Source organism: Acidovorax sp. T1 (assembly GCF_002176815.1).
In the GTDB taxonomy this organism is placed as follows: domain Bacteria; phylum Pseudomonadota; class Gammaproteobacteria; order Burkholderiales; family Burkholderiaceae_C; genus Acidovorax.
Genome location: NZ_CP021648.1, coordinates 3,681,278 through 3,694,436, shown reverse-complemented (window position 1 = coordinate 3,694,436; position 13,159 = coordinate 3,681,278). Strand labels below are relative to the sequence as shown.

Sequence of the window (13,159 nt, the reverse complement as noted above, 5' to 3'; positions counted from 1 at the left end):
CGGGTGTCATCCGGGGGGGGCTTGATGGCCATCGGAATTCTCACGGTGAATTTCGCACTCGGCTTGTACGAGCACCCCTCTCAACTGACCGTGGGCCAGGTCCGGGCGCGGGCGGTTTTGTCTTTGCTGCTGTCCATGGCCATTGCCGGTGGCATCTTGTTCCTGTTGCCTCTGCAGTCCCCATCCCAGAATGAGCAGGCCCTGATCGCATTGCTGATTGTTCTCAGCGGCATGTTGATTATTCGGTTGTTCGGCGGTGAAATATTTCCTGCTTCCTACACACGCCAGCGCGTTCTGGTTTTTGGTACCGGCCCGCGTGCTGGTGTCGTGGGCCAATCGTTGCAGGAAAATGATCCACACATTGAGTTGGTGGGGTATTTTTCCAGCTCCAATGAAAAGGAGGCCGCAGTTTCTGCGCTGAAAGTCATTTCCCCGGGGCAAACGCTGACCGATGCAGTGAAAAAGCACCGTATCGATAAAATCGTGGTAGCCCTCAATGAACGCCGAGGGGGGAGCATGCCAATGCGTGAATTGCTTGATTGCAAGGTCAATGGCATTCAGGTTGTTGATATTGCCACCCATTTTGAGCAGTTTCTGGGGCAGATTCACCTGGATGCCGTTTCAGCCGGGTGGCTGATTTTTGGCGACGGTTTCAAGCAGGGGGTGGTGCGTTCCATTGTCAAATGGATGTTTGACATTATTGGATCGATTGTTTTGCTGGTGATTGCATCGCCCGTGATGCTGGTCACTGCACTCATGATTTTTCTTGAAAGTGGCGGGCCCGTTCTCTACCGTCAAGAGCGCGTCGGGCGCAATGGCCGGATTTTCAATGTGATCAAGTTCCGCAGCATGCGAACCGACGCTGAAAAAGACGGTACGCCCCGCTGGGCCAGTGCCGACGATGCGCGGGTTACGCGCGTTGGAAAAATCATTCGCAAATTGCGCATCGACGAACTCCCCCAATTGTTTTGTGTGCTCAAGGGGGACATGAGCCTGGTGGGCCCTCGGCCGGAGCGGCCCTATTTCGTGGACCGCCTCACGCTCGAGATTCCCTACTATGCCTTGCGGCACGGCATCAAACCCGGCTTGACCGGCTGGGCCCAGGTGCGCTACCACTATGGCGCGTCCATCAAAGATACACAGCACAAATTGCAATACGACCTTTACTACGTCAAAAACCATTCATGGTTTCTTGACCTGGTGATCCTGTTCGAAACGGTGGGCGTAGTCCTGACGGGCAAAGGCGCGCAGTAAAACGGGTCTGCCCGCCCATCACCATGAACAACAGTGACAACCTGCTGGTTTACTGGGGCTGGGCCATGGCTGCGGGCGCCTACGCTTTGTTGTCTCTGCGCCTGTTCCGCCAGGAATATCTGCGTGCGCCAGTCAATCGCATTGGCGTTGCAACGCTTGCCGCAGCGCTGCTGACCGTGGTCTGGAGTGGTTTCAGCCTGCTAGCGCTGACCGTGAACGGCGCGTGGTGGCTGGGTGCGCAGTCGGCCGACATGCTGCGCTACCTCAGCTGGGGTGTCTTTGTCGCCCTATTCTTCAAGCCCAACGCCGGTGTGGTGCAAGGGCCGTGGTATCGCTGGTTGCCCGGTCTGGCAGCTGCGGGATTACTGGGCGTACCCGCGCTGGTTGTGATCGTTCACATGCTGGCTGGGGCGAAGGGCCACATTTTCATCATGGTGTTGTTGGCGCTCGGCGGGTTGGTGCTGGTGGAGCAGTTGTTCCGCAATCTCCCCGAGGATTCGCTGTGGAGCGCCAAGCCGGTGTGCCTCGGGCTGGCGGGCACCTTCGTGTTCGATCTGTACCTGTTTTCCCAGGGCGTGCTGTTTCGGGGCCTGGACCCTGACGCCCTGACTGCGAGGCCATTCGTGCACGCGCTGATGGTGCCACTGCTGCTGCTGGCCACCACGCGGCATCGCAACTGGATTGCCAAGATACGCGTTTCGCGCAAGGTCGTTTTCCACTCTGCGACGCTGTTGCTGGTGGGGCTTTATCTGCTCTTCATCGCGGGTGTGGGCTATTACGTTCGCTATTTTGGCGGCGATTGGGGCGGCGCCCTGCAATTGGGGATGGTTTTCGTGGGATCGGTGCTGGCGCTGGCGCTGGCGCTTTCAGGCGCGTTGCGGGCCAGGTTGCGGGTGTTTCTGGGCAAGCATTTCTTTCGCTACCGCTTTGATTACCGCGAAGAATGGTTGAAGTTCACCGCCACGCTGTCAAGCCAGGCCCACCCCCAAGAAGCGGGGCAGAACGTGGTGCGGGGCCTTGCCGACATGCTGGAGAGCCCCGCAGGTGCCTTGTGGCTGCTGCGCCCGGACGACGACCAGTACCGGCAGGCGGCCCGGTGGAATCTGGCCGCGACTACACAGACCGTTGACAAGGATGCCGAGCTGCCCGCGTTCATGCGGTCCACCGGGTGGGTGGTCAATCTGGAGGAGTTCCGCGCTTCGCCCGGCCGCTACCGCGGTTTGCGCTTGCCCGAGTGGCTGGCAGAGTATCCGCAGGCCTGGCTGCTGGTCCCGCTGTGGCAAGGCAAGGATTTGCTGGGGTTTGTGCTGCTGGCCAGTCCGCGCACGGTGGTGGAGGTCAATTGGGAGGTCACCGATCTGCTCAAGACAGCCGGACGCCAAGCCGCGAGCTTTCTGGCGCAGATTCAGGCCACCGAAGCCTTGCTGGAGTCGCGCAAGTTCGAGGCGTTCAACCGCATGTCGGCCTTCGTGGTGCACGATCTGAAAAACATCGTCGCCCAGCTGTCGCTCATGGTCAAAAACGCCAAGCGACTGCAGGACAACCCCGAGTTCCAGGCCGACATGCTGATGACGGTAGAGAACTCGCTCGATCGCATGCGCCAGTTGATGCTGCAATTGCGCGGAGGCGCCGCGTCCGGCGATGCGTCGGTGGGCGTGGATCTGTGCAAGATTGCTGAACGGCTGACAGCCAATGCCTTGTGTCGCGGGCGCATCGTGCAGCTGGATGCCTCGCCACAGGTTTTTACCCGTGGACAGGCCGACCGATTGGAGCGCATCATCGGGCACCTGGTGCACAACGCCTTCGACGCGACGGACACCGATGGCCGGGTGTGGATGAAAGTGGATCGTTTCGGCAGCCATGCCCGCATCGAAGTGGGTGATGAGGGCCAGGGAATGACCGAAGAGTTTGTCCAGACGCGCTTGTTCAAGCCGTTTCAGACCACCAAAGAGGCCGGCATGGGAATTGGCACTTACGAGAGTTTTCAGTACGTGCAGGAGCTCGGCGGCAAGGTTTCTGTGGACAGCCAGGTCGGCAAGGGAACCGTGGTGCGTCTCCTGCTTCCCTTGTTTGAAATCGGTCGTGATTTCGGATTACAGCCACGGGAGGAGGCATGAGCCCGGACAAGTTGCAGCCCCTGCTGGTGGTCGAGGATGACTTGGCGCTGCAAAAGCAGATCAAGTGGTCGCTGGATCGTTTTGAATCCGTCACCGCCGATGATCGCGAAAGTGCTATGACGCAGTTGCGTCGGCATGCCCCCGCGGTGGTGACCATGGACCTGGGCTTGCCCCCTGATGCCGACTCGGTCTCCGAAGGGTTCAAGCTGCTAGAGCAAATTTTGAGCGTCGATCCTGACACCAAGGTGATCGTGCTCACCGGACAGAACGACCAGTCCAACGCGCTCAAGGCCGTGGCCATGGGTGCTTACGATTTCCTGGCCAAGCCGTTTGAGCCTGAAGTGCTCAACCTGACCGTGGAGCGTGCCTTCCGGCTGCACCATTTGCAATCCGAGAACAAACGGCTGCGGGCGATGCAGATGCCCGACACGCTCGCCGGCTTGCTGACGCGCGACCCGCAGATGCTGCGCATTTGCCGCACCATCGAAAAAGTCGCCAACACCAATGCCTCCGTCATGCTGCTGGGCGAAAGCGGCACGGGCAAGGAGGTGCTGGCGCGCGGCCTGCACCAGCTGTCCAATCGCAAGGACGGCAAATTTGTTGCCATCAACTGCGCCGCCATTCCTGAAAACTTGCTGGAGAGTGAGCTTTTTGGCTACGAAAAAGGGGCCTTCACGGGCGCTGCCAAGACCACGCCGGGCAAGATCGAGACCGCGCACGCTGGCACGCTCATGCTCGATGAAATCGGGGATATGCCTATGCCACTGCAAGCCAAACTGCTGCGATTCTTGCAGGAGCGTGTGGTCGAGCGCCTGGGCGGTCGCCAGGAAATCGCCGTCGATGTGCGCATTGTGTGCGCGACCCACCAGAACCTGACGCAGTGCGTCAAGGAAGGGCGGTTTCGCGAAGACCTCTACTACCGCTTGGCAGAAATCGTGGTGGAGATCCCGCCCCTGCGTGCGCGGGTGGGCGACGCCGCACTGCTGGCCCACGCCTTCGTGCGCCGATTTGGCCAGGAGCACCGCCGCAACCTGGCGCTGGCCGATGATGCGCTGCGCGCCATCGAGGCGCACCCCTGGCCGGGCAATATCCGCGAGCTGGAGAACTGCATCAAGCGCGCCACCATCATGGCCGATGGCAACCAGATTACCGCCGACGATGTCGGTCTTGCGGGCGCTGCCAACGCCGAAGGCGATCGGTCCCTCGACCTGCGCGTGACGCGCGAGGCGGCCGAGCAGCGGGCGGTGCTTGCGGCGCTTGCCCGGGCCGACGGCACGGTGGCCAAGGCCGCCGACCTGCTCGGTGTCAGCCGCCCCACTTTGTACGACCTGATGCATCGCCTGGGCATCAAGCTCTGAACAATTTTGCCTGGAGAACGACCATGAAGGCTCCCATTTCCCGTTCCCTCATTCCTGCCGCCACGCTTGTCGTGGCCTTGCTGGTGTCGGCATGCGGTAGCGACAATCCCGATGCGCTGTTGGCGTCGGCGCAGGACTACCTGAACCGCAATGACGTGCCTGCGGCCATCATCCAGCTCAAGAATGTCTTGAAGGACCGCCCGGATTCCGCCAAGGCGCGCCTTTTGCTGGGTCAGGCCTTGCAGGCCACCGGTGATATAGCGGGTGCTGAAACCGAGTTCAGGAAGGCGCAGGATGTGGGCGCAGCCCCTGATGAAGTGATTCCGCAACTGGCCCAAGCCTTGTTGCTGGGAAGGCAGTACAGCAAGATCACGACCGACTATGACGGCCTGCAACTGGCCAGTGCCCCAGCGCAGGCCAGTCTCAAAACCATCGTGGCCACTGCCTGGCAGCGCCAGGGCCAGGAAGACAAGTTCCGCGCCAGCATCGACCAGGCGCTCAAGGCCAAGGCCGACCATGTGCCCGCGCTCATCGAGTTGGCCCGCGCCAGTGCCCAGCGCGGCGATATCGAGGGGGCCCTGGCAGGTCTGGACAAGATCCCCGGGCAGTCTGCAGGCGCCGATGAGGCGCTCAAACTGCGCGGTGATTTGCTGCTGTATGGTCAGCGCGACATGGATGGGGCGATGGCGGCATACCGGCAGGCGCTTCAGGTCAATCCCTCTTACCTGGAGGGGCAGGCTGCCGTCGTTCAGCTGCTGCTGCTCCAGGGCAAGACCGATGTCGCCGCCGAAACCCTGCAGGGGCTGGCAAAGGCGGCGCCTGGCAAGCCGCAGACCTTGTATTTGCAGGCGATGCTGGCATACGCCAAAAATGACCTCAAGGCGGCGCAGGAACACGCGCAGAAGCTGTTGAGTCTCACGCCCGAAAATTTTCGCGCGCTCGAATTGGCTGGCATGACGGAGCTGCGTCTGGGCGCGAACGTGCAGGCAGAAGCTTTGCTCGCCAAGGCCTTGCAGTTGGAAGCTGGGCTGCCGATGGCTCGGCGTGGTTTGGTGACGGCTTATGTGCGCCAGGGCCGCCTCGACAAGGCCATGTCCGCACTGCCTGCGGACGTCGAGCGCAACGAGCGCGACCCCGGCATGATGGCGCTGGCCGGGCAGGTGTACATGCTCCATGGCGATGTGGACCGTGCACAACGCTACTTCGCGCGAGCGTCCAGCCTCGATCCTAAAGACCCCGCCAAGCGCACATCGCTGGCGGTCAGCCGTCTGGCATCGGGGCAGGACGATGCTGCGCTGGGTGAATTGCAGAGCATTGCGGCCTCGGATGACGGGGTGGTGGCAGACATGGCCCTGATCAATGCACTGCTGCAGCAGCGCAAGGTCGATCAGGCCCTGAAAGCCATCGATGCGCTGGAGAAAAAGCGGCCTGCAGACGTATTGCCTGTGTTCTTGCGTGGCCGTGCCCTGTTGCTCAAGCGCGATGCCGCCGGGGCGCGCAAGGCCATGGAAAGGGTTCTCGAGATCGACCCCAACTATTTTCCCGCGGTGGGTGTGCTGGCGATGCTTGATAACGCCGACAAGCGGCCAGACGATGCGCGTGCGCGGCTGGAGGCTGCCATCAAGCGCCAGCCAGGCAACGTTCAGGCGCATCTGGCCTTGGTGGAGTTGCGCCAGGCCAATGGCGCGGACAAGACAGAAATCGCGACGCTCTTGCGCAAGGCAGTAGAGGCGGCGCCCAGTAGCCCCGTCCCGCGCCTGCTTCTTGCCGAGCACCATTTGCGCAACAGCGAACCCAAAGAGGCGCTGGTTCTTGCGCAGCAGGCGGTGTCCGCACTGCCTGACAACGTGCAATTGCTTGATGTCTTGGGGCGCGCGCAGTCGGCCAATGGTGAGCACAACCAGGCGCAGGCCAGCTTCAACCGCATGGCGGCGCTGCAGCCGCAGTCTTCCGTGCCCTACTTGCGCATGGCCAGCGCCAACCTGATCGCCGGGGACCGTGACGCTGCCGGTCAGAATCTGCGCAAGGCGCTAGAGATTGAGCCCAATTCATTGCAGGCCCAGCAAGGCCAAGTCAGTCTGGCCATGGCGGCGCAGAAGCCCGGCGATGCCCTGGCCATCAGCCGCGCCGTGCAAAAGCAAAGGCCCAAGGAGCAGGTGGGCTATGTGCTCGAAGGCGAGATTCACGCTGCAGGCAAGGCCTGGGATAAAGCCGCCGACGCTTTGCGCGCGGGGCTCAAGCAGGTGGCCAGCCCGGAGCTGGCAGTGCGGCTGCATGACGTGCTGCTGTCGGCTGGAAAGAAGCCCGAAGCCGATCGCTGGGCGGCTGAATGGCTGCGAACCCAGCCCAAGGATGCGGCTTTTCCCTTCTATCTGGGAAACCGGGCGCTGACCCTTAACGAGTTGCCTGAAAGCCTGCGCCAGTTTGAACGGGTGGTGGCGATTCAGCCCAACAACGCGGCTGCCCTGAACAATCTGGCCTGGCTCAAAGGCCAGGTTGGCCGCGACGGCGCACTGGCCGATGCCGAGCGCGCCAATGCGTTGGCACCCAATCAGCCGGCGTTCATGGACACCTGGGCCATGTTGCTGTCTGCCGCCAACCAGCATGAGCGGGCGGTGGAAATGCAGAAAAAGGTGGTTCAGCTGCAGCCGCAGGTTTTGGAATTCAAGCTGAATCTTGCCAAGATCCAGATCAAGGCAGGCAACAAGGATGCTGCCCGTGCATTGCTCGATGAGCTCAGCGCTGCAGGAGATCGGTTTTCTGCCCAGGCGGAGGTGGATCGGCTTAAGAAAACGCTTTGAGGTCTGGCCATGAATGTGCGGTCCATACCATGGGAGCATCGGTTGATGCGGCCATGGGCCGAGCCAGGCACCTTGCGCAGTTTTTTAGGATGCGGACTTTGCATGCGCCGGATGTGCGAATTCCCCGATTGCCTCGTGAAAGCGATATTGCCGGCGAGACCAGCGGATTTCTTGGGAGAGCACGATGAAAAAAACCGAAACAACGCCGACACTGTCTGGCGCTACGCCAGATGGAAATGCACAAGGTGTCAGCCGCCGACAGATTGTGCGTGCGGGCCTGGGTGCCGCGCCCGTGGTGGCCGCGCTCAAGAGCAATACCGTTCTGGCTGGCGCAGTGGGCGGCGGCCAGGGCAATGGAGTGACCACATCGGCCTTTGCGTCGTTGCAGGCCAACCAGGGGCGGGTCAGTAATGCTCGCTACAAGACCGACTGCATCGTTCGCACGCCGGCAGAGTGGAAGCTCAAGCAAAGCGAGTTCAAGAAAAAGAAGTTCCAGGAGTGCGGCTTCGCAGCCAACCCCGAAGGCAGATTTGGACGCCGCGTGACGCTGGAGGATGTGCTGGACTACGAGGGCCATGACCGTGACACGGTGTTGGCCCGCTATGTGGTGGCGGCGTATCTGACAGCGCTTGAGTTCCACGATGATCGTGACGTGCTGGCGCTCACCACCTCGCAGTGCAATGCCATCTGGAGCGGGCGCGGCAACTGGATTCCGTTTGCTGGTGCCCTGTGGGACTATGCACAAACCATCGCCTACTTTGAAACCATCTACAGTGCTCGCCGTTTCGGCTGATGCCGCCCCGGTGCAGCCCGCGCATGCTGTGCGCTGGCATTGCCCACGGCGCGCAGACTATCTGCTGCAGCTGTGGCCCGATGGCGCGGTGGTGTACGACGAAGCCAGTGGCGATATCCATGCTCTCAGCCCCATTGCGGGCGAGCTGCTGCAGCAGGTGCTCGCTGTGCCACAGTCTTGTTCCGAAAATCTGGCCCAGGCGCTGCTGGGTGAGCAGCCCACTGCGCAAGATGTGCGCGGGGTGGACAAGCTGTTGCAAGATTTTGAATTTTTGGGTTTTATCGAACCCTGCGGCGCGTGAGCACGCAGGGTCTGCTGTCTTCCCTGTCCAGATCCCAACTGGATAGGCTGTTGGGCGGCGAAGGCCTGGGCATCGTGGTTCCACCGTTTGTGGTGCGGGTGCGCAGCCCCATCTCCGTTGTGGCCGATGGCCTCGAGCGTCTTTATTCAGACCATCCCTTGGCCACCCAGGACGGGGCGGTGTTCTATGACTTCCATGTGGCAGTCGAGGTACGCCGCACATGGTTTCTACCGCAGTGCATTTTTGCGCTGGACGGGCGCCAGCCGTTCACACCGCTGGCGCTGGGTGAAGCGTTCGCGCTGTTCGAGTGGGGACTGAACTGGTGCGTGACCAGCCACTGCCACCAGTGGATCAGCCTGCACGCAGCCGTGCTGGAACGGGGCGGGCGCGCCGTGGTGTTGCCGGCCCCGCCGGGTGCGGGCAAAAGCACGCTGTGCGCAGCCCTCATGCTCCACGGCTGGCGCCTGTTGTCCGATGAGTTGACGCTGCTGGAACCCGTCAGTGGCCTGGTCGTGCCGTCGCCACGACCCATCAGCCTCAAAAATGCCTCCATCGATGTGATCCGTGAGCGCAATCCGGGCTGCGTGCTGGGGCCGGTGGCGCGCGATACGCAAAAAGGCACGGTCGCGCACCTCAAGGTGCTGCCAGAGAACCTGGCGCGTGCCAACGAGCGCGCCCTGCCGGCCTGGGTGGTTTTTCCCCGGTACGAGCGCGGCGCGGCGCTGCAGGTGCAGCCGCGCGCCAAGGCCACTACCGTGGTGGAGCTCGCGCGCAACAGCTTCAACCAGCATGTGCATGGCCGCGCAGGCTTCAAGGCCCTGGTGCGGCTGGCCGATGCCTGCGACAGCTTCGACCTGCGTTATAGCCAGCTTGACCAGGCGCTGGCCTGGTTTGATGCGCTGGAGCCACCATCTCCAGCGAGGTTTGCCTGATGCAGGACAACGCCATGCAGCCGCTGTTGACCCTGCTGGGCCCGTCGCCGCAGCCGCAGCGGCTGAGCTTGGCTGAATGGGATCTTGTGGTGCGGCAGGCGCGCCGCGCCAATGTGCTGGCCCGTATCGCCGCCCTGGTGCAGGCCCATGGCAAGTGGAATGCCGTGGCCCCTGCGCCGCGCCAGCATCTGGCCTCTGCGCTGGCCCTGGCCACGCGCCAGCAGCGTGAGCTGCGCTTCGAGGTGGCGCAAATAGCGCGCGCCCTGCAGCCAACGGGCCTGCCCGTGGTGCTGCTCAAAGGCGGCGCCTACGCCCTGGCGGGCCTGCAGGCATCGCTGGGGCGCATGGTGTCGGACGTGGATATTCTGGTGCCGCGTGAGCGCCTGGTCGACGTGGAAACGGCGTTGATGATGGCCGGCTGGGTGCAGACCAACCATGATGCCTACGACCAGCACTACTACCGCACCTGGATGCACGAGCTGCCGCCGATGCGGCACCTGCAGCGTGGCACGGTGCTGGACGTGCACCATGCTCTGGTGCCTGCCACCGCCCGGGTCCGGCCCAGCACGCAGCGTCTGTTGCAGGCGGCGCAGGCGCTGCCCGGTCAGCCGGGCGTGTGCGTGCTTGCACCGGCGGACATGTTGCTGCACAGCGCGGCCCACCTGTTCCACGAAAGCGACTTTGCGCAAGGATTCCGGGGCGTGGTGGACATCGACGCCCTGTTGCGCGAGTTTTCCGCAGTGCCCGGCTTCTGGCCGGACCTGCTGGAGCGCGCGGCGGTGCTGGGCCTGCAGTGGCCGCTGCACCACGCGCTGCGTTATGCGCAGGCCATCACGCAAACACCTGTGCCGGCCAGTACCATGGCAGCGCTGGCGCCGGGCGTGGGCCAGCAGGCCTGGCAGCATCGCTTGCGCGACGCCCTGTATTTGCGCACACTGCGGCCCGACCACGCCTCCACCGCGGACGCGTGGACACCGCTGGCGCGCGGCTTGCTCTACCTGAACGGCCACCGCCTGCGCATGCCATTGCACCTGTTGCTGCCGCACTTGTTGCGCAAGGCGCTGGGCGGGCTGCTTCCCAAGGAAAAACCATGAACCACAAACGTTGGTGGGTGCGCTGGGCACTTGTTTTTTTGTTGCACGCGGCATGGAGCAGCAGCACCCTGGCGCAACTGCCGGACGCTATCGAGCGGATCAAACCCGCCGTCGTGCTGGTGGGCACCTACCGCGCCACGGATACGCCGCGGTTTCGCTATGTAGGCACCGGCTTTGTGGTGGGCGACGGCTTGCGCGTGGTGACCAACGCCCACGTTACAGCCGCCATCGGCAATGTGGGTGCCGATGGGCCGGCCCTGGTCGTGCAACTGCGCGCAGGGGCGAGCGCGTGGGCCATGCGCCAGGCGCGGGTGCTGGAGACGGTTCACGAGCACGATCTCGCCCTGCTGGAAATCGACGGGCCGGCCGCACCGGCGCTGAACGTGGTGGCGTCCGAGCCGGTGCGCGAGGGGGACGAGCTGGCCTTCATGGGCTTTCCCATCGGCGGGGTGCTGGGATTTTCCAGCGTCACGCACCGCGCCACCGTCTCGTCCATCACCACCATGGCCCTGCCCAGCCCGACAGGCCAGCAGCTCAGCGAGCGTGCCATCCGCAGCCTGCGCGCCGGGCCTTTGCAGGTGTTCCAGCTCGACGCCACGGCTTACCCGGGCAACAGTGGCGGCCCCTTGTTTGATCCGCGCAGTGGCACGGTGCTCGGCGTCATCAACATGGTGCTGATCAAGAGCACGCGCGAATCGGCCATGAGCCAGCCCTCGGGCATTTCCTACGCGATTCCAAGCCGCTACGTGCTGGAGTTGATGTCGCGGCACCGGTAGATGCGGGCGCGCTGTGTGTTGGTGCAACATGCCATGCCGCTCAGGTGCAGCGCAGTAACATCCGGCGCATCGTTGTGAACCCTGCTGGCCCATGCTGAACTTGAAGTCTTCTGAATCGAACCTTGCTCCCCTGGCCGCCGTCATCATCGACCTCGACGGCACGATGGTGGATACCCTGGGCGACTTCGCCGAGGCCCTCAACCGCATGCTGAGCGACCTGGCGCTGCCGGCGATTGCCGCACCGGCCATCGAGCAGATGGTGGGCAAGGGTTCCGAACATTTGTTGCATTCAGTGTTAAATCACGTGCTAGCGCAATCTGGTAAAGCGCCAGCAGCTATCGAAATAGAAGCGCTCTACGCCCGTGCCTGGCCCAGCTACCAGCAGCACTACCTGGCCATCAACGGCGACTACGCGCAGGTTTATCCCGGCGTGGTGGAGGGCCTGCAGGCACTGCGCGATGCTGGCCTGCGGCTGGCGTGCCTGACCAACAAACCGATCTCGTTTGCGGTGCCGTTGCTGCGCGCCAAGGGGCTGGACGGTTATTTTGAGCAGGTTTTCGGGGGCGACAGTTTCGAGAGAAAGAAGCCCGACCCGTTGCCGCTTTGGAAAACCTGTGAGGCCTTGCAGACCGACCCCGCCCGCACGTTGATGGTGGGCGATTCATCCAACGACGCGCAGGCCGCTCGCGCCGCCGGCTGCCCCGTGGTGCTGGTCACCTATGGCTACAACCACGGCCTGCCGGTGCAGGGGGTGGATGCGGACGGCTACGTGGAATCGCTGGCGTTGCTGCGGGTTTGATCCTTCCGCTTGTCGCACGCCTGTGGCGATGCCGTACTGCCCGCCGTTGCTGCGCCTGCGCGCATCCGCGAATCCGTGCTCAGGCCGGCTTGCCCAGCAAGGCGTCCTTGAGCTTCCAGTCGGCGGGCGCATTGCCCAGCCAGATACCCATCAGCGCATTGAAGAACTCGGGTTCCTTGAAGGGCTCGCCCTGGGGCTTTCCCTTGACGGTGATGACCGTGCCCGTGCCGGGAATCCAGTCGATCATGAACTGCTCGCCAGCCTGCAGCTTCTTGTGCTCGGAGAAGATCTGGCTCATGCGCAGCACCCCAGGGATCAGCTTGGAGAACGCGGCCCGGTCCATGTTGTCTTCCATTCCGCGCGAAAACAGCTTGCCCAACTCGGCGGAATCGATCTCGCGCAGCATGGTGATACTCAGGCGCTTGGGGCCGCGCACGCCCGTTACTTCCTGCGCTGTCGATGCCTTCTTTTCGAGGTACAGCCCGGCTGTGTAGACCTTGAAGACGGCCTTGTAGCGCACACCCGCGCCATTGAGTTGGAGAGTGCTGCCATTCACGACGCTCGTTTCTTCGTATTTCACGTCGGCCACGGTAACGGGCTGGGCCACTGCGCTGGTCGCCAACACGAGAGCCCCGGCAAACAGGGCGCATCGAGGGAAGAAATTCATGCAGGACTCCTGAATCAGAACGATCGTTCGTTTCTGATTTTTGCAAGAATCGTTCACTGCTACCACAGGGTTTTCGCGCGGTTTTGCCATGCGCAGGGGCGTGGCGCCACCCAACGGGCCACAGACCTTTGCTACACTTTGGCCATGTTCATACACCACGTGTTCATCACAGGTTGCAGCGACCGGGGAGCCTGGCCCTGGCGCACGCCTGTCTTGTTGAACGCCTGAAGGCACCTGGAACCTCCAGCGTGCACCCGTGGCCCCGCC

Annotated in this window: 11 protein-coding genes; 10 read left to right on the top strand and 1 reads right to left on the bottom strand. The window is 62.8% G+C overall.

Going from position 1 to position 13,159, the window contains the following annotated elements; translation table 11 throughout:
* Nucleotides 1-45 precede the first annotated feature (45 nt).
* From CCX87_RS17185 to gph, 10 genes are all read left to right on the top strand, one after another.
* Nucleotides 46-1,254 (top strand): TIGR03013 family XrtA/PEP-CTERM system glycosyltransferase, encoded by a 1,209-nt coding sequence (locus tag CCX87_RS17185; RefSeq protein WP_232476428.1) that lies wholly within the window; start codon nucleotides 46-48, stop codon nucleotides 1,252-1,254.
* 23 nt (nucleotides 1,255-1,277) lie between these two features.
* Entirely contained in the window at nucleotides 1,278-3,371 is a 2,094-nt protein-coding gene (gene prsK, locus CCX87_RS17180; protein ID WP_087747818.1) for an XrtA/PEP-CTERM system histidine kinase PrsK, read from the top strand.
* Nucleotides 3,368-4,729, top strand: coding sequence for a PEP-CTERM-box response regulator transcription factor (prsR, locus tag CCX87_RS17175; protein ID WP_087747817.1), 1,362 nt, complete (start codon nucleotides 3,368-3,370; stop codon nucleotides 4,727-4,729). The genes prsK and prsR overlap by 4 nt, the downstream gene beginning before the upstream one ends.
* A 23-nt stretch (nucleotides 4,730-4,752) precedes the next feature.
* Nucleotides 4,753-7,530, top strand: coding sequence for an XrtA/PEP-CTERM system TPR-repeat protein PrsT (gene prsT, locus CCX87_RS17170; protein WP_087747816.1), 2,778 nt, complete (start codon nucleotides 4,753-4,755; stop codon nucleotides 7,528-7,530).
* Between the two features lie 184 nt (nucleotides 7,531-7,714).
* The gene (locus CCX87_RS20955) at nucleotides 7,715-8,323 is read left to right on the top strand and encodes a hypothetical protein (protein WP_157667140.1); all 609 of its coding nucleotides are present in this window, start codon (nucleotides 7,715-7,717) and stop codon (nucleotides 8,321-8,323) included.
* A complete protein-coding gene (locus CCX87_RS17165) occupies nucleotides 8,289-8,624 on the top strand; it encodes an HPr-rel-A system PqqD family peptide chaperone (RefSeq protein WP_157667139.1) in 336 nt (111 codons plus the stop codon). The genes CCX87_RS20955 and CCX87_RS17165 overlap by 35 nt, the downstream gene beginning before the upstream one ends.
* Nucleotides 8,621-9,556: an HprK-related kinase A gene (locus tag CCX87_RS17160; protein ID WP_198314730.1), complete on the top strand. Its 936-nt coding sequence runs from the start codon at nucleotides 8,621-8,623 to the stop codon at nucleotides 9,554-9,556. Before CCX87_RS17165 ends, CCX87_RS17160 begins: the two co-directional genes overlap by 4 nt.
* 14 nt (nucleotides 9,557-9,570) lie before the next feature.
* The gene (locus CCX87_RS17155) at nucleotides 9,571-10,650 is read left to right on the top strand and encodes a nucleotidyltransferase domain-containing protein (RefSeq protein WP_198314729.1); all 1,080 of its coding nucleotides are present in this window, start codon (nucleotides 9,571-9,573) and stop codon (nucleotides 10,648-10,650) included.
* Nucleotides 10,647-11,426 carry a S1C family serine protease gene (locus CCX87_RS17150; protein WP_087747813.1) on the top strand — a complete coding sequence of 260 codons (780 nt, stop codon included), beginning with the start codon at nucleotides 10,647-10,649 and terminating at the stop codon, nucleotides 11,424-11,426. The genes CCX87_RS17155 and CCX87_RS17150 overlap by 4 nt, the downstream gene beginning before the upstream one ends.
* 91 nt (nucleotides 11,427-11,517) lie before the next feature.
* Entirely contained in the window at nucleotides 11,518-12,225 is a 708-nt protein-coding gene (gene gph, locus CCX87_RS17145) for a phosphoglycolate phosphatase (RefSeq protein ID WP_087747812.1), read from the top strand.
* Nucleotides 12,226-12,304: 79 nt separating this feature from the next.
* On the opposite strand, the gene CCX87_RS17140 is transcribed toward gph, so the two are convergent.
* Nucleotides 12,305-12,892 carry a chalcone isomerase family protein gene (locus tag CCX87_RS17140; protein ID WP_087747811.1) on the bottom strand — a complete coding sequence of 196 codons (588 nt, stop codon included), beginning with the start codon at nucleotides 12,890-12,892 and terminating at the stop codon, nucleotides 12,305-12,307.
* Between the last annotated feature and the right edge of the window lie 267 nt (nucleotides 12,893-13,159).

Bases quoted from the DNA above. Each gene is read 5' to 3' on its own strand.
- prsK (WP_087747818.1), top strand. From the start codon at position 1,278: ATGAACAACAGTGACAACCTGCTGGTTTACTGGGGCTGGGCCATGGCT.
- prsR (WP_087747817.1), top strand. From the start codon at position 3,368: ATGAGCCCGGACAAGTTGCAGCCCCTGCTGGTGGTCGAGGATGACTTG.
- prsT (WP_087747816.1), top strand. From the start codon at position 4,753: ATGAAGGCTCCCATTTCCCGTTCCCTCATTCCTGCCGCCACGCTTGTC.
- CCX87_RS20955 (WP_157667140.1), top strand. From the start codon at position 7,715: ATGAAAAAAACCGAAACAACGCCGACACTGTCTGGCGCTACGCCAGAT.
- CCX87_RS17155 (WP_198314729.1), top strand. From the start codon at position 9,571: ATGCAGCCGCTGTTGACCCTGCTGGGCCCGTCGCCGCAGCCGCAGCGG.
- CCX87_RS17150 (WP_087747813.1), top strand. From the start codon at position 10,647: ATGAACCACAAACGTTGGTGGGTGCGCTGGGCACTTGTTTTTTTGTTG.
- gph (WP_087747812.1), top strand. From the start codon at position 11,518: ATGCTGAACTTGAAGTCTTCTGAATCGAACCTTGCTCCCCTGGCCGCC.
- CCX87_RS17140 (WP_087747811.1), bottom strand. From the start codon at position 12,892: ATGAATTTCTTCCCTCGATGCGCCCTGTTTGCCGGGGCTCTCGTGTTG.